General features: G+C 60.1%; 9 protein-coding genes and 2 rRNA genes. 4 read left to right on the plus strand and 7 right to left on the minus strand.

What is annotated here, in order from left to right; genetic code table 11:
- The first annotated feature begins 79 nt into the window (after positions 1-79).
- The 3 genes from HX613_RS00695 (at position 80) to purQ (ending at position 2627) form a co-directional block, all read left to right on the plus strand.
- Positions 80-1501, plus strand: coding sequence for an NAD(P)/FAD-dependent oxidoreductase (locus HX613_RS00695; RefSeq protein ID WP_235343558.1), 1422 nt, complete (start codon positions 80-82; stop codon positions 1499-1501).
- Positions 1502-1635: 134 nt separating this feature from the next.
- Entirely contained in the window at positions 1636-1890 is a 255-nt protein-coding gene (purS, locus tag HX613_RS00700; RefSeq protein WP_009881520.1) for a phosphoribosylformylglycinamidine synthase subunit PurS, read from the plus strand.
- Positions 1890-2627 carry a phosphoribosylformylglycinamidine synthase subunit PurQ gene (gene purQ / locus HX613_RS00705; protein WP_235343559.1) on the plus strand — a complete coding sequence of 246 codons (738 nt, stop codon included), beginning with the start codon at positions 1890-1892 and terminating at the stop codon, positions 2625-2627. Before purS ends, purQ begins: the two co-directional genes overlap by 1 nt.
- 98 nt (positions 2628-2725) lie before the next feature.
- Here the strand turns inward: purQ and HX613_RS00710 are convergent, their stop codons facing one another.
- From HX613_RS00710 to HX613_RS00730, 5 genes are all read right to left on the minus strand, one after another.
- Complete coding sequence (locus HX613_RS00710; protein WP_235343560.1) at positions 2726-3436, minus strand: hypothetical protein; 711 nt, start codon at positions 3434-3436, stop codon at positions 2726-2728.
- A gap of 452 nt (positions 3437-3888) precedes the next feature.
- A complete protein-coding gene (locus HX613_RS00715; protein ID WP_235343561.1) occupies positions 3889-4383 on the minus strand; it encodes a peptidoglycan-binding domain-containing protein in 495 nt (164 codons plus the stop codon).
- 322 nt (positions 4384-4705) lie between these two features.
- Positions 4706-6439 carry a hypothetical protein gene (locus HX613_RS00720; protein WP_235343562.1) on the minus strand — a complete coding sequence of 578 codons (1734 nt, stop codon included), beginning with the start codon at positions 6437-6439 and terminating at the stop codon, positions 4706-4708.
- 396 nt (positions 6440-6835) lie between these two features.
- Positions 6836-9064: an ABC transporter ATP-binding protein gene (locus HX613_RS00725; RefSeq protein WP_328284877.1), complete on the minus strand. Its 2229-nt coding sequence runs from the start codon at positions 9062-9064 to the stop codon at positions 6836-6838.
- A 1-nt stretch (position 9065) separates the two neighbouring features.
- Complete coding sequence (locus HX613_RS00730) at positions 9066-10799, minus strand: ABC transporter ATP-binding protein (RefSeq protein WP_235343563.1); 1734 nt, start codon at positions 10797-10799, stop codon at positions 9066-9068.
- Between the two features lie 229 nt (positions 10800-11028).
- Here HX613_RS00730 and HX613_RS00735 point away from each other — a divergent pair, with 229 nt between their 5' ends.
- Positions 11029-12168 (plus strand): DUF6882 domain-containing protein, encoded by a 1140-nt coding sequence (locus tag HX613_RS00735; RefSeq protein ID WP_235343564.1) that lies wholly within the window; start codon positions 11029-11031, stop codon positions 12166-12168.
- Positions 12169-12981: 813 nt separating this feature from the next.
- Here HX613_RS00735 and rrf read toward each other — a convergent pair.
- Together rrf and HX613_RS00745 are read right to left on the minus strand one after the other, a co-directional pair.
- Positions 12982-13100, minus strand: a 5S ribosomal RNA gene (gene rrf, locus HX613_RS00740).
- 160 nt (positions 13101-13260) lie between these two features.
- Positions 13261-16377, minus strand: a 23S ribosomal RNA gene (locus HX613_RS00745).
- Positions 16378-16729 lie beyond the last annotated feature (352 nt).

The raw sequence follows: 16729 nt of genomic DNA on the forward strand, positions 1-16729 counted from the left end.
CAGAAGACGAATGCCGACAGATGGCAGACGAATGCCGTCGGGCCGCAGACGACTGCGGTCAGACAGAAGGAGAAGTGACATGGACGTCAAAGCCGCACTGGCCGATGCCTCCACCGTGCCGTTCTGGCTCGATTCCGCGCAGCGCCCGGAGCCACTGCCGCCGCTGACCCACGACATCGAGGCCGACCTCGTCATCGTCGGGGGTGGTTTCACCGGGCTGTGGACGGCGCTGCAGGCCAAGGAGCGTGACCCGAAGCGCCACGTCGTCCTGGTTGAGGCGAACTCGATCGGATGGGCCGCCTCTGGCCGCAACGGCGGGTTCTGCGCAGCCAGCCTGACCCACGGCTATGACAACGGTGAGTCCCATCTGCCGAATGAGAACGAACACCTGGCACAGCTGGGGCGGGAGAACCTCGATGCGATCGGCGCGGCCGTGACCAGGTACGGCATGGACGTCGAGTTCGAACGCACCGGTGAACTCGACGTCGCGACCGAGGACTACCAGGTCCCGGAGCTGCGAGAAGCTCACGATCCAGAGGCCGGTTTCATCTTCTACAACCAGGAGGAGCTGGCTCAGATCGTGAAGTCCCCGACCTACAAGGGCGCCCTCTGGGACTCGCGCGAGGTCGCCATGGTCAACCCTGCCAAACTGTGCTGGGAGCTGCTGCGGGTCATCCGGGAACTCGGCGTCGAGGTCTTCGAAGGTACAAAGGTCACGGATGTCAGTGACCGGAAGTCGACGGTCCAGGTCACGACTCTGGTGATCGGCCAGAGCTCAGAGGACTGCAGAGCCGCTCCCTGCAGCAGCATCACAGCCGATCGCGTTGCCTTGGCCACGAACGTCTTCCCCTCGCTGCTCAAGCGGGCCAGTCTCCATACCGTCCCCGTCTACGACTATGCCCTGATGACCGAACCGATCAGCGATGAGCAGCTGGAGTCCATCGGCTGGAGCGGACGGCAGGGCATCGGCGACTGCGCAAACCGATTCCACTACTACCGGCTCTCGGCCGACAATCGCATCCTCTTCGGCGGATGGGACGCCGTCTACCACTACGGGAGGCAGGTGTCGTGGAAGTACGACCAGCGCCCCGAGACCTTCGAAACCCTGGCCGAGCACTTCTACGAGACCTTCCCGCAGCTGTCTGATCTGAAGTTCAGCCACAAATGGGGTGGGCCGATCGACACCTGTTCGCGCTTCTTCTCCTTCTTCACCACGGCCTACGGCAAGAAGGTCGCCATGGCCGCCGGCTTCACCGGACTGGGCGTGGGCGCCTCACGATTCGCCGGCACGGTCATGCTCGACCTGCTGTCCGGGCAGGACACCGAGCTGACCCAGCTGGAGATGGTGCGCAAGCTGCCGCTGCCCTTCCCGCCGGAACCGGTGGCCTGGCTGGGCATTCAGATGACGACGAATGCGATGATCAAAGCCGACAACAACGAAGGCCGACGAGGTCCACTGCTCAAAGCTCTCGATGCTGTGGGCATGGGCTTCGACTCCTGACGCCGCCGGCGACGTCCGGGCAACCGGTGGCGTCCGCAGCTCGGACCGAAGGCGGGAGTTCCTTCCGCGCTTGATAGACTTTCAGCGAGCGCGGGAGGAACTCCCGAACACTTTCTTGAAGGAGCAGAACACGCATGGCACGTGTCGTCGTTGAGGTGATGCCCAAACCCGAGATTCTTGACCCTCAGGGTAAGGCGATCTCCGGTGGAATGTCCCGACTCGGCTTCACCGGTTTCGGTGAGGTCCGACAGGGGAAGCGCTTCGAACTCGAGGTCGAGGGTGAGGTCACCGAGGAGGTTCTCGCGCAGGCTCGTGAGGCGGCGGAGAAGCTCCTGTCCAACCCGGTCATCGAGAACGTCGTGGCCGTTCGCGCCGTCGAGGAAGCCTGATGACCGCAGTCGCCACCGACCCCACCATCGCCGAGGCGGGTGCTGAGTTCGGAGTCTCGATCGGTGTTGTGACGTTCCCCGGCACCCTCGATGATCGTGATGCCGCGCGTGCGGTTCGTCTTGCGGGTGCGAAGCCGGTCAACCTGTGGCACGCCGATTCCACGCTTGCCGGTGTCGACGGTGTCATTCTGCCCGGTGGGTTCTCCTACGGGGACTACCTGCGCTGCGGCGCGATCGCGGGCTTCGCTCCGATCATGGAGGCCGTCGTCTCCGCCGCCAACGCCGGAATGCCGGTCCTGGGCATCTGCAACGGATTCCAGATCCTGTGCGAATCGCACCTGCTGCCTGGCGCCCTCATCCGCAATGACCACCAGCATTTTATCTGCCGCGACCAGGAACTGGTCGTGGAGAACACGAATACTGCCTGGACCGGTGACTACACACAGGGACAGACCATTCGCATTCCGCTGAAGAACGGTGAAGGCGGGTTCGTCGCCACCGACGAGGTCCTCGACGAACTCGAAGGCTCCGGCCGCGTGGTCTTTCGCTATCAGGGGCTCAACCCCAACGGTTCTCTGCGCGACATCGCCGGCATCACCAATGAGGCTGGAAACGTCGTGGGGCTCATGCCCCACCCCGAACACGCTGTCGAGGCCGGTTTCGGACCCGAATACGGCGGCGGCATCGACGGTCGGGGGTTCTTCTCTTCGGCCGTGCGCACTCTGGTCAGGGGCTGAGCTCACCGACCGGCGCACGAAAGGGCCCCGAAGCACGGCATGACGCCGCGCCTCGGGGCCCTCAGCAGTTCGTGCCTTGTTTGCGGGCCGGAATGATCTCACTCCTGCGGTTCGGTCGGGTTGACCGTCACTGATGCCGTGTCCTCGAGATCACCGCACGTGGCGACGGCCTCGTACTCGCCCGTATCGGGCATGCCGTCCCTTGGCATGTACCTCACTGATGCAGACTCGTCCTCACCGGCGAGCTGCCTCTTCTCCCAGACCTTCGACCGGCCTTCCTCGTCCTCCTTGAACACCTGGAACAAGACTTCGTCCTTGCTCGAGCAGTTGACCATCGTCAGGTTGAGTCCCTCTTGGTAGAGCGACTCGTCGAGCGTCGTCGATTCCGGGTCCATCACGAGAGTCCCGTCATCGTAGTCACCCCGATCTCCCTCGATGATGTGGACGCGAGCGTCAAATACGCGGTCCGGCTCATCACCGCGTTTGACCGTAACCGTGAACTTCACGTTCGTGTCGTCGGGCTTCTCCTCCATGACAACCGCCCCGTCGTACGGTCCGTCCTTCTCCGCTGTCTGCAGCTCGTTGTCCAGGCTCGTGGTGACCTCGTCTCCCTTCTTGAGCCCGTCGATCGTGAACTCGATGCCCTTGCCCTGCGTGACCTCGAGAGGCGTCATCTCCCGGTATTTCAACGCCAAGTCCGCTTCCTTCATCACCGAATCCTGATTCGAGCCATCTGAAGCCGTCGCCGGTCCCACTCCGAAGGCGGAGAGGCCAAGAGCGATGGAAGCTGCCAGTGCGAGCTTCTTCATTGTGATCATCCTTCTTTCGCAGCAAAGGGTCATAACAGCCATATTCGGTTATGCCAATCACACTACGAAGGTTGGATGACGGTTGTGGAGTTGTGTTCATTGTGGTCATGACAAGTCCGTCATGACAGATCTGTCACTCCGTGATGGCAACGAGACTTGCTCACCAGACGAGCTGAGTCGATGCTGAGACTGCTGAAACGGAGCTGGCTCGCAAGCTGCCCGAAGCACGTCGTCGTTCCTGTTCAGTGCGTTGCTGCAGTCGTGAATACGAGGTGGAACTCTGCTTCTGCCCGGCGAGTCCCTGAGCCGGGCACGGTTGGTGCCCAGCTGATGCTCAGCTTCGGGGTCACACACTGATGTCTTCGCGCGTCGCGCGCGATCCAATCGTAATGAGCGATTTCGGACTCATTGCCTGGACCCACTGCTGAGCGGGCCCAGGCAATGAGTCCGAGTCAGTCCTCAACCCATTTGAGGCCGACGGCCGTCTCGAGAGTCGCGGATGCCGCATGCATCTCCACCGACCACGTCTCGTCACCGACGACGCCGTCGACGTCGGCCTCGCCCCACTTCTGGAAACCCTCCACAGCAGCCTTCGTCTCGGCTCCGAAGTTGCCATCCGGCTCCCCTGGTGAGGGCCAGTCTCCCTCGACCGAACCGTTTTTCAGCACTTCCTGCAGGTCGGCGACGGCCTTATGGGTCGAACCTTCCTTGAGCACGGGCATCGGTCCGCCGTCAGGCAGTGCTTCCCAGGTCTTGTCGCCGACGATGCCATCATCGTCCAGCCCGGCTCCTCGCTGGAAGTTCTTCACCGCTTCTTCCGTGACGGCTCCGAATATTCCGTCGACCGCCACTGAATGATCCGGCACTCTGCGCAGTGCTCGCTGTGCCCTCTTGACGACCTCGCCTTGTGACCCTTTTTCGATGATCGGCTGACCGGGATTCGACATGTTTCCTCCTCTGTCGGTGCCGGTGGATCCTCATTGAGAGAGGCACCGGCTGTGAATTTTTGTGGAAGCAGCCTTGCCGCCACAGGAGTCAATCTATGACCGCAGTTCTTCTTGCGACAAGGGTCCGACGGTACTCAGAAGACATGCCCGCGAGTTGGTGCCGACACAGTTTCGCTGCGTGGGTCATGGCACGCAGTTCGGCCCCGGTGCACTGGCTCATCTGCAGATTCGATGAGTCGGTTTACCGGGGCCGAACGCCCTTCTGTCAGTGCCGATTCGCGCCGACGGGCCGGGGGTTCTCACCAGCCCGTCGGGTCACCGATCACTGCCCGGGCTGTGAGCGGCGGCGGGCGAAGAGAACTGTCGCAGCACCTCCCACGATCAACACTGCTCCTGCGCCGAGGCCGGTGATTTCGGCACCGGTACGAGGCATCGAGCCGGCATTGCCGGAATCATCCGCTGGGCCGGAATCGCCGGCCTCGCCACCGTTGCCGCCATCGGTGCCGCCACCGTTGCTGGTGACGAGGAATTCGCCTTCCATCTCCGCTTGGTCCGCGCACATCGCAAACACCTTGTAGGTGCCGACGTAAGGTGCGGGATCGTCGCCGAGTCCGTAGATCTGGACCGAGGCCGCCGAGTTCTCATTCGCCTCGGCGCTCTGTTCGTAGAGCTTCCCACTGGGTTCGAGTCCCCAGACCTCGAACTTGACCTCACTGCCCGGCTCACATTCGGTGACAGTGATCGTCACCCCCTTGTCTCGGTTGATGAAGTCGACTGCAGAGATCTTCTCCGGATCGATGGAGAGCTTCGCTTCGGAGCCGGCGTCGTCGCCGGTCACGGTGAAGGTCGTCTCCGCGCTCTTATCCCCGCACGAAGCCATGACGAGGAACTCGTCGACCCACGCCTTGCCGCCTTCTCCTTGGGGCATGAACCTCGCATGCCCGGCTGCGTCTTCACCGGCCTGCTGCGTCTCTTCCCAAATGGTGGTGTCGGGGTCGCTCTTGGTACTCACCTTGAACGTCACCTCTTCGTCCACATGGCAGTTGACGAATGTCATGTGGACTCCGTCGTTGAGGAACTCATCCAGGTCCTGAATCTTGGGCGACACGGTGAGATCTGAGTTCGCATCGTCGCCGTCGCCATATGTCACGGTGAAGGTCGTCTCCGCACTCTTGTCGCCGCACGAAGCTGTGACCACGAAGTCACCGACCCAGCCGTCACCGCCCGTGCCGGGGATGAACGTGGTGGATCCGGCAGCATCTTCACCGGCCATCTGCGAGTCCTCCCAGATGGTGGTGTCTGGGTCGCCCTTGCGAGCGATGCGGAAATTGACCTCTTCATCCATCACGCAGTTGACCAGAGTGATCTGGACACCGTCGTTCATGAAGTCGTCCAAGTTCTGAGTCTCCGGCGAAACTGTAAGGTCTGCCTCCTGCTCCTCATCATCGGGAGCCACGACCTCGACGCTGCCGCTGAAGGTCGTCGATTCCGCTCCCTCACGCTTGACGGTGACTGTGACATCGAGCGTGTCACCGGTCTTGAGCTCTGTGTTGCCGAGGATCGTCCCAGAGAATGCACCATCGCTCTCGACAGTCGTCGAGGTGGCCTCACCGGGTTCAGCGGTGACGACGTCCCCAGCTTTGAGGGAACCGACGGTGTACCGGATGCCCTGGTTGGGGTCACCGATCTCTTCGGCGGTCATCTCCGTCTTCTCGAGGGAGAAGCTGGCATCGATCGCTTCGGTTTCCTCTGCACCATCGGCGGCGCCATCCTTCTCCGCTCCGTCTTCAGCTGCATCCGGATCGGCTGCCTCCTCCGCAGGTGGATCGGTGGCCTCGGCATCACCCTCTGCTTCAGTCGTGCCTGTGCCCGGGTCGGCTGCGTCAGCACCGGGGTCGTCTGCTTCACCGGGATCGGCGGCGTCTTCACTCGGAGACTCTGTGCCTTCTTGCGCAGCCAATGCTTCAGTTGTGGTCAATGTGCTCGCGACCGCCGGACCGACTCCGAGCGTGGATATCGCCAGTGCGATGCTTGCTGCAAGTGCCAGCCGTTTCATGATGATCCTTCCAGAGATCTGCGTGGCTGCCATGTTCGGTTATGAAATGGACCGTACGTACGTAGTTAGCAGGTCGCGACTTTTGGTCTTTTAGTTCATGACGGAAATGTGATTGAGAAATTCCAGAATGTTTATCCGTTTGAGACATCGTCATGGTCCGGACAACGCTCCGTCCTGCCTATTTCGGTGCTGGTTCCTCCACCCACCACGGCTTTCTCTCCCAGTACAGCACCACGGACAGCGTGAGAGCAGAGTCGAGTCCATGTCACGATTGTGCAGAGACGGGCGTCTGCGGCCGATAATCGTTACTTTCGAAATGAATTGACTTCGGCCCCCACAGCCGAAGCTGCAGGGGCCGATGCGCCAGTTGCGACCATGTCATCAGTCGCAATGGGTTCAGGCGTCCGTGACTGTGTCGTCCTTCAGCCCCCTCGCGGCCGGCCCCGAGTCGTCGTGGCTTCCTTCCGCAGACTCGGCGTCGTCAGCGCCATAGGCGTCGTCAGCGCCATAGGCGTCGTCAGCGGCATCCGTGTCCGTGTTCGTACGATCTTCGACGACGATTCCGATCTCGGTCTCTGACTCAGCGAGCACCTCGGCGGTGAATTGCTCCTCCGCATCCTCCCCGCGGAACTGTGACATGTAGAGGCGGTAGTACGCTCCTTCCGCATTCAGCAGCTCCTCGTGGCTGCCGTGTTCGACGATTGCTCCGTCCTCCATCACCAGAATGGTGTGGGCATCACGGATCGTCGACAGGCGGTGTGCGATGACAAACGATGTTCTGTCCGTTCTCAGAGCAGCCATAGCTTGTTGGACGAGGACCTCGGTACGGGTGTCGACCGAAGATGTCGCCTCGTCGAGGATGAGCAGTGACGGGTCGGCGAGGAACGCCCGCGCGATCGTGATGAGCTGACGTTCACCGGCAGAGACGCTGCCACCGTCGGAGTCGATGACCGTGTCGTATCCATCGGGGAGCTGTCGCACGAAGCGATCGACCATGGTCGCCTGCGCGGCAGCCATGACCTCTTCGTCGGTCGCGTCGAGTCTGCCGTACCGGATGTTCTCTCGAATGGTGCCTTCGAACAGCCATGCGTCCTGGAGCACCATGCCCACGTGGGATCGCAGGTCTGCTCGGGTCAGGTCCTGGGTGTCGGTGCCGTCGAGGTAGATGTGGCCACCGGTGATTTCGTAGAAGCGCATCACCAGGTTGACCAAGGTGGTCTTGCCCGCCCCGGTCGGTCCGACGATGGCCACCGTGTGACCGGGTTCGGCCGTGAACGAGACCTTCTCGATGAGCGGGGCGTCCTCGGTGTAGCGGAAGCTGACCTCGGAGAACTCGACCCGGCCCGGGGTACGCTGTGGCAGCGTCTCCTGCGCGTCGTCGGGTTCTTCCTCCTCGGCATCCAGCAGTTCGAATGTCCTCTCCGCCGAGGCGACACCGGACTGCAGCATGTTCGCCACTCCGGCCATCTCGGAGATCGGCTGGGAGAACTCACGGGAGTACTGGATGAACGCGGTCGCGTCACCCAGCGTCATCTGCCCCGAGGCCACTTTCAGGCCGCCTGCGACAGCGATGAGCACGTAGCTGAGGTAGGACACGAACTGCATTGCGGGCATGATCATGCCCGACACGAACTGCGCACCTGCCGAGGCTTTGTACAGGGACTCGTTGCGACGGTCGAACTCTTCGAGCATGATCTCGTCGCGGCCGAAGGCCCGGACCACGTCGAGGCCGGAGAACGATTCTTCGACGTGTCCGTTGACTTCGCCGGTGTGTTTCCACTGCGCCTTGAACATCTTCTGCGACCGGGTGCCGATGACTCCGGCGATGACCGCGGAAAGCGGAAGCGCGATGAGTGCCAGCAGCGCCAGCTGCCAGGACACGATGAACATCATCACGCCGATTCCCACAATTGTCAGTGCAGACTGGACGAGCTGAGAGAAGGCCTGCTGCAGTGCCTGCTGGATGTTGTCGACGTCGTTGGTCACCCGCGACATCACGTCGCCGCGCTGCCTGGTGTCGAAGTATCGCAGCGGGAGCTTGTTGATGGTGCGTTCGATATCTTCGCGGAGCCGGTAGACGACCCGCATGACGAGGGCGTTGAGGATGTAGCCCTGCGCCCACATGAGCATCGAGGCCACGAGGTACATGAGGAGGACGATGATGATGATCTGGCCGAGCGCGGTGAAGTCGATGCCCTGGCCGGGAACGACCTCTGCGGTGGCCAGCATATTGGCGAAGTCGTCTCTGCCTTCCGCGCGGGCACCGGCGATGATGTCGTCGATGTCGGCTCCGGCCGGCAGCTGCGATCCGATGACACCGGAATAGACGATGTCCATCGCCTTGCCCAGGACCTTCGGTGCGATCACGGTGAGGATGACCGAACCGATGACGAGCAGGACGACGTTGATGAGCCCGAGCTTCTCCGTTGCCATCAGTCCGAACAGTCGTTTGACCGAGGGCCAGAAGTGCTTCGCCTTTCTCGCCGGGGTGTCGCCGAACATGTCCCCGTCGTCGCCCTGGGGCAGGTAGTCCTCGTCGGTGGCCGGTGCCGTGTCGGGGTCGGCAGTCGTCGTTGCCGCCGAGGTGTTTGACCTCGTTGACTCGTTGGATTCCTGGTGCGTCATGTCAGTTCACCCCTTCCGTGGCCAGCTGGGATTCGACGATCTCCTGGTAGGTCTCATTCGCATCCACAAGTTCTTCGTGTGTTCCCCGGCCGACGATCTTGCCCTCGTCGAGGACGATGATCTGGTCGGCATCCCGAATCGTGGAGACTCGTTGAGCCACGACCACGACTGTCGAATCGCCGGTAGTCTGCGCCAGGGCGCTGCGCAGTCTGCCGTCGGTGGCGACGTCGAGAGCTGAGAACGAGTCGTCGAAGACGAAGATCTTCGGCTTGGCGGCCAGTGCTCTGGCGATGCAGAGCCGTTGCCGCTGTCCGCCGGAGAAGTTCGTGCCGCCCTGGGCGACGCCTGCCTCAAGCTGGTCGGTCTTGTCGGTCACAAAGTCCGTTGCTTGGGCCGTCGTCAGCGCCTCCCACAGTTCCGAGTCATCGGCGAATTCATTGCCGAACCGGAGGTTGGAGGCGATCGTGCCGGAGAATAGATACGGCTTCTGCGGCACCAGACCCACCAGCTGTGCCAGCTGGTGCCGGTTGAATGCGCTGACGGGAACACCGTCGATGAGCACGTCTCCTGACTGTGGGTCGAGCAGACGCGGGATGAGGTTGACGATGGTGGACTTGCCGGCACCTGTGGCGCCGATGATCGCTGTCGTCGTCCCCGGCTGTGCGGTGAAGCTGAGGTTCTCAAGAACGGGAACCTCGGCTCCGGGATAGCCGAAGGTGACATTGCGGAACTCGAGCTCACCTCGGCGAGGGAGTTCGTCGACGCCCTCCGGGATGATCATGGACGAGGTGGAATCGAGGACTTCGGAGATGCGCTCAGCGCAGACGACGGCGCGGGGAATCATCATCATCATGAACACACCCATCATGACGGCCACGAGGATCTGCAGGAGGTACTGCAGGAAGGCTGTGAGTGAACCGACTTCCATCTGGCCTGCGTCGACGCGGTGGCCGCCGAACCACAGCACGGCGGCGGTGGCGAGGTGGAGGATCATCATGATCGCGGGGAACATGAGCACGAAGAGGTTGCCGACCTTGACCGAGGTCTCTGTCAGTGCCCGGTTGGCGTCGGCGTAGCGGTCGGCCTCGAAGGGCTCGCGCACGAACGCACGGACGACCCTGATGCCGGTGATCTGCTCGCGGAGGACTCCGTTGATGTCATCAACCTGTTCCTGCATCCGTCGGAACAGCGGCATTAGCAGGTAGACGAGGATGCCGACGACGATGAACAGCGCTGGCACGGACACCCACACCAGCCAGGACAGCCCAACGTCCTCGCGCAGTGCCATGATGATTCCACCGATGCACATGATCGGCGTGGAGACCATGAAGTTCAGGGTCATGAGCATGAGCATCTGGACCTGTTGGACATCGTTGGTGTTACGGGTGATGAGTGTGGCGCTGCCGAATTTGCCGACTTCCAGCGTCGAGAGCTCGTCGACCTTGCTGTAGATGGCCCGACGCAGGTCCCGCCCGACGCCCATGCCCGTGCGGGCGCCGAAGAAGATGGCAGTCACGGCGGTGACGACCTGGACAAGGCAGACGATGATCATCGTCATGCCGGTCGACCAGATGAAGTCGGTATCGCCCTTGGCGACTCCCTGGTCGATGATCTGCGCATTCAGACTCGGCAGGAATAGAGCTGCGATGGTCGCGGCCAGCTGGAGGACGACGACAAAGACAATGTAGAGCCAATAGGATCGAGCGTATTTCAGGGACAGGCGTAATAGGGCCACAGTGGACGTCCAGAGATGTTAGTAGTTCGCGAATAGGCGTTGAGTTATTCAAAAGCGCAACAGATCATCCTACATGCATTATCCTCTCCGGCAATAGGTCGAACCCGACACTCATTTCGTTACAGTTCACCACGCGCCACTGACATGACCCGGCGAAACCGGCTCCGACCTGGGCGGTCGCTCCGCGTGCCTCCTCGATAATCGGGCGCACACCTCTAGTCTTGAAATCATGAGCACAACTTTGCAGGACCTCGTCAATCGCGCCGTCTTCTTCTCCACAGAGATGCAGACGCACTTCGGCGCACTCATCGCCGATGCCGAATGGGAGGTCGATTTCACCTCCGACCCGCATCTGACCTTCACCTCCTCAGAGGGGACTGTCCTGCGTGGTCGCCCGCATCTGCTCGGCTCGGAGTCGAACGGGCAGAGCACGTGGCTGTGGGGATGGGAGAACATCAACGAGTTCCCCGAACCCGTCGTCGGTCTCGCCCACGACGTGCGCAAGTTCGGTGCCGCCGAGGATGTCGCTGAGCTGATCACGGAAGAGCTCCCCCTCGACGAGGAGCTGGCGCTGCGCCTGACCCTGGCGGCGAAGGAGATCACCGGAAAATGGGCACACTACCCGGCCGGAGCGGGTGCCGGTACGACTGTCTGGCTCCTTGTCGATGCTCCGGAGCTCGCCCTTCCCGAGCCTCAGGTCAAGACCACAGTGCGCGCCCTCATGCAGGGGCTGACCCAGACAACGGTGACTGATCATCGCGCTGCGCTTGTGGCGTATGTGAGCAAGCGGGGCATCCCCACTGCGGAGCTGCCCGAGGGGGGCCTGCGTCTGCTCTTCGCCGATGGTTCGGCCGACCTGTCCTTTGACGAGGAACGCCGGATCTCCAACTGCGAGATGGGTGCACCACTTGAGGGGGAGGCTGCCCAGCAGTATGCACAGGCCACCGGGGCTTCCTTGACTAACCAAGAATCCGTTGGAACTCCTGCCGCCGAGACCGCTGCACAGCCGTCTCCCACTGCGCCGAGCCCAGCTCCTGAAACCGCTGCCTCCGACACGGGTGCGGCCGCATCCCCATCGATGGATTCAACACCTGCGTCGACGCCAATGGAGTCCACCGCCGAAGCCTCCCATGAGACCACCCCGGCCCCATCCCCCGCCGAGGCGCGTCCGGGTGACGAGAGCGACTCCGATTCTGTTCGTCCCACACCCGAGACCGGGTCCGAGCAGCCGTCCGTCTCCGAACCACAGCCTGCGGCCTCGTCGGAGGACAAGGCACAGGACGCCGATCGCCAGCCGGAGGAGCAGGAGACCAAGGCGGAGGAGCCGAAAAAGAAGAAGGGGCTGTTCTCGAAGCTCTTCGGACGTTGATCTGCGGGTAGTGCGTGCCCATCACCGGTTGATCGGCACGCGTGGTTCCCATCTTAGTATCGCAGACCCACGCCGCTGATCCGTCTTTCGTCAGTTGGCCGAAGGCTCCTTGGCTGAGCTGGGAGTCGCTGAAGTTCGGGCATATTTCCCATTTCGGCTCCGGCGCTACCCAGCATTGCGATCGCGAGCAGAGGTCCGGTCAAGGATCGCCAAGAAGATGCGGTTCGTCGATATCTGCCGTGCCACGGTCGATCCTGTCGGCTTGCACACTAGGAGGCGGAAGAGCTTTGGCAGGTTGGGGTCGAGAAGGATGATCCCCTCCCAACGCTATGATCTCTGAAAGCCGATTGACGGGCACGTCGAAGGTCAGGTTGAGCAGGAACACGGCAGTCAAGTCGAGCGCGGCGAGGGAGGGCTCCCGGCCACGCGGCGAGATGGAACAGCAGGACGGCTGCGGCTGCGACGCTCTGTCTTCAACCTGCCAGCCATCCCAGTGAGTCCAGTCGCGTACAACACTCAACAAGAAAATCCCCGAACACACGACACACATCTTCGGCAGTACCCCACACCACGGAACTGAATATAAAAAAGGGGCTATCCCGTAATACACGAGACAACCCCAACACAAATGAATACGAGAAAGGGGTCACCCCGCAACACACGAGACAACCCCAACACAACCCCACGCACATGAAAACACACAAGGCCATGAATACGAGTCAGGGGCCACCCCACCAAACATGGAATGACCCCTCACCACACACAAGAAGGCCACCCCGTCAACGACAGGATGGCCTCCCCTTTTAAAGAATATTGCGGCAGTCACTTACTCTCCCACAACCACCAAGTTGCAGTACCATCAGCGCGAATGGGCTTAGCTACCGGGATCGGAACGGTTAACCGGGCGTTTCCCCACCACTATCACCACCGCAAAACCACACGAACCACCACCACCCCAAGCAACCAAATGCTCAAAGAGTGTAGTAGCAGTCCAAGAACCGTACAGCGAACGCGAACACCATCATGCAACATGACCCGTTAAGCCTTATAAAACCCGTAAACGTTACTCCCACACACCAACCAACAAAATGGTTGTATGAGTGATCGGCGTATTAGTACCAGTCAACTCCACACCTCACAGTGCTTCCATACCCGGCCTATCAAACCCATAATCTATAGGACACCTCACCCCCAACAAGTGGGGTTGGAAATCTCATCTCGAAGCAGGCTTCCCGCTTAGATGCTTTCAGCGGTTATCCTTCCCGAACGTAGCCAACCAGCCATGCACCTGGCGGTACAACTGGCACACCAGAGGTTCGTCCGTCCCGGTCCTCTCGTACTAAGGACAGGCCTCCACAAATTTCCTACGCACGCAGCGGATAGGGACCGAACTGTCTCACGACGTTCTAAACCCAGCTCGCGTACCGCTTTAATGGGCGAACAGCCCAACCCTTGGGACCGACTACAGCCCCAGGATGCGACGAGCCGACATCGAGGTGCCAAACCATGCCGTCGATATGGACTCTTGGGCAAGATCAGCCTGTTATCCCCGAGGTACCTTTTATCCGTTGAGCGACCACGCTTCCACAAGCCATGGCCGGGTCACTAGTCCCAGCTTTCGCTCCTGCTCGACACGTCCGTCTCACAGTCAAGCTCCCTTGTGCACTTACACTCGACACCTGATTGCCAACCAGGCTGAGGGAACCTTTGGGCGCCTCCGTTACTCTTTAGGAGGCAACCGCCCCAGTTAAACTACCCATCAGGCACTGTCCCTGAACCCGATCAGGGTCCGAAGTTAAGAAATCCAGTATAGTCAGAGTGGTATTTCACTTGACGACTCCACCCCAACTAGCGTCGAGGTCTCACAGTCTCCCACCTATCCTACACAAACCACACCGAATCCCAATACCAAACTATAGTGAAGGTCTCGGGGTCTTTCCGTCCTGCTGCGCGTAACGAGCATCTTTACTCGTAATGCAATTTCGCCGAGTTCGTGGTTGAGACAGCAGAGAAGTCGTTACGCCATTCGTGCAGGTCGGAACTTACCCGACAAGGAATTTCGCTACCTTAGGATGGTTATAGTTACCACCGCCGTTTACTGGGGCTTAAATTCTCCGCTTCACCCCTAAAGGGTTAACGAGTCCTCTTAACCTTCCAGCACCGGGCAGGCGTCAGTCCGTATACATCGACTTACATCTTCGCACGGACCTGTGTTTTTAATAAACAGTCGCTTCTCTCTGGCCTCTGCGACCACCACCAGCACATCACCAAGCAAGTTGGCTTCACCAGGATGGTCCCCCTTCTCCCGAAGTTACGGGGGCATTTTGCCGAGTTCCTTAACCACGATTCTCTCGATCACCTTAGTATTCTCTACCTGACCACCTGTGTCGGTTATAGGGTACGGGCAACACACAACCTCACGCCGATGCTTTTCTCGGCAGCATAGGATCACCAGATCACCCCACCAAAATGGGGCGCCCATCAGCTCTCACACTACGTGTGGGGACGGATTTACCTACCCCCACGTGCTACGACCTTAGACCACGACTACCATCGCGTGGCCTGGCTACCTTCCTGCGTCACACCTCGCGCTTACCGACTCCACACTCAGGTCCTTACCAACTCGCCAACATCACATCCGAAGACGCAAAGGACGAGCCAGAAAGTTAGTATCATGTGTTTTGGTATTGACGGTTGAGCGTCGGTACCAGAATATCAACTGGTTGTCCATCGACTACGCCTGTCGGCCTCGCCTTAGGTCCCGACTTACCCAGGGCGGATTAGCCTAGCCCTGGAACCCTTGGTCATCCGGTGGACGGGTTTCTCACCCGTCTTTCGCTACTCATGCCTGCATTCTCACTCGTACCGGCTCCACCACTCGTTCACACGGCGACTTCACTGCCAGCACGACGCTCCCCTACCCAACACCCCACCATTACGGCTATAAAGGGATGCTGCCACAACTTCGGCGGTGTACTTAGCCCCGCTACATTATCGGCGCTCAATCACTTGACCAGTGAGCTATTACGCACTCTTTCAAGGATGGCTGCTTCTAAGCCAACCTCCTGGTTGTCTTCGCAACTGAACATCCTTTCCCACTTAGCACACGCTTAGGGGCCTTAGTTGATGGTCTGGGCTGTTTCCCTCTCGACAATGAAGCTTATCCCCCACTGTCTCACTGCCACGCTGAACCTTACCGGCATTCGGAGTTTAGTTGACGTCAGTAACCCGGTGGGGCCCATCAGCCATCCAGTAGCTCTACCTCCGGCAAGAACCACGCAACGCTGCACCTAAATGCATTTCGGGGAGAACCAGCTATCACAGAGTTTGATTGGCCTTTCACCCCTAACCACAGGTCATCCCCTCCATTTTCAACTGAAGTGGGTGCGGGCCTCCACGCGCTCTTACACACGCTTCACCCTGCCCATGGCTAGATCACTCCGCTTCGGGTCTAGGACACGCGACTGGGACGCCCTATTCGGACTCGCTTTCGCTACGACTACCCCTCTCGGGTTAACCTCGCCACGCACCGCTAACTCGCAGGCTCATTCTTCAAAAGGCACGCCATCACCCCAACAAAGGAGGCTCTGACGGATTGTAAGCACATGGTTTCAGGTACTATTTCACTCCCCTCCCGGGGTACTTTTCACCATTCCCTCACGGTACTATCCGCTATCGGTCATCAGGAAGTATTTAGCCTTACCAGGTGGTCCTGGCAGATTCACACGACATTCCACGAGTACCGTGCTACTCGGGTGTATGCACAACGTCGGGGTCACATGTTTCGTCTACGGGACTCTCACCCACTCCGGTACTGTTTCCCACCAGCTTCGACTACACGCAACACACATCAACGTCCCCACCATGCTGGATGAGACACGCATACCCCACAACACCACGTCAGCAACACCAGCACGCTTGACACTGACACGGTTTAGGCTCTTCCAGTTTCGCTCGCCACTACTCCCGGAATCATATTTTATTTTCTCTTCCTACGGGTACTGAGATGTTTCACTTCCCCGCGTTCCCCCCACACACCCTATATATTCAGATGCGGGTCACCACACTCTCATGTGGCGGGGTTTCCCCATTCGGACACCCTCGGATCACAGCCCGTTTATCGGCTCCCCGAGGCTTATCGCAGATTTCCACGTCCTTCATCGGCTCCTGATGCCAAGGCATCCACCATGCGCTCTTACACACTCATACCAACCAACTGTGTTGGTTGATGATTGTGTGCGCGAAAAAAACACTTTCGGATTTCACAAGAAAAATCACATTACATAACAACACAACAAAGTTGTGTTGTTGATGCTCGCGTCCACTATACGATTCTCAAACCACTACCAAACACCACCCACACCCACCCTGCATAGCAGCGCACGTATGGTCTGGGTCGGTCCGTTGATTGAAACCACCACACCACACACCACACACAACCCAAAAGGTTACGCGTCCGTGTGGGGCCTGTGATTCCAGGACCCAATAACGTATTCATTCATATCCACCCACCAACACGCTCACACGAGGCACATACCCCGGTCACCGCTGTATGGACGAG

It is taken from the genome of Brevibacterium sp. UCMA 11754 (assembly GCF_021532275.1).
Lineage (GTDB): Bacteria > Actinomycetota > Actinomycetes > Actinomycetales > Brevibacteriaceae > Brevibacterium.

What these genes read in the sequence shown, in the direction of transcription:
- HX613_RS00695 (WP_235343558.1), top strand. Translation starts at nt 80, where the DNA reads ATGGACGTCAAAGCCGCACTGGCCGATGCCTCCACCGTGCCGTTCTGG.
- purS (WP_009881520.1), top strand. Translation starts at nt 1,636, where the DNA reads ATGGCACGTGTCGTCGTTGAGGTGATGCCCAAACCCGAGATTCTTGAC.
- purQ (WP_235343559.1), top strand. Translation starts at nt 1,890, where the DNA reads ATGACCGCAGTCGCCACCGACCCCACCATCGCCGAGGCGGGTGCTGAG.
- HX613_RS00710 (WP_235343560.1), bottom strand. Translation starts at nt 3,436, where the DNA reads ATGAAGAAGCTCGCACTGGCAGCTTCCATCGCTCTTGGCCTCTCCGCC.
- HX613_RS00715 (WP_235343561.1), bottom strand. Translation starts at nt 4,383, where the DNA reads ATGTCGAATCCCGGTCAGCCGATCATCGAAAAAGGGTCACAAGGCGAG.
- HX613_RS00720 (WP_235343562.1), bottom strand. Translation starts at nt 6,439, where the DNA reads ATGAAACGGCTGGCACTTGCAGCAAGCATCGCACTGGCGATATCCACG.
- HX613_RS00725 (WP_328284877.1), bottom strand. Translation starts at nt 9,064, where the DNA reads ATGACGCACCAGGAATCCAACGAGTCAACGAGGTCAAACACCTCGGCG.
- HX613_RS00735 (WP_235343564.1), top strand. Translation starts at nt 11,029, where the DNA reads ATGAGCACAACTTTGCAGGACCTCGTCAATCGCGCCGTCTTCTTCTCC.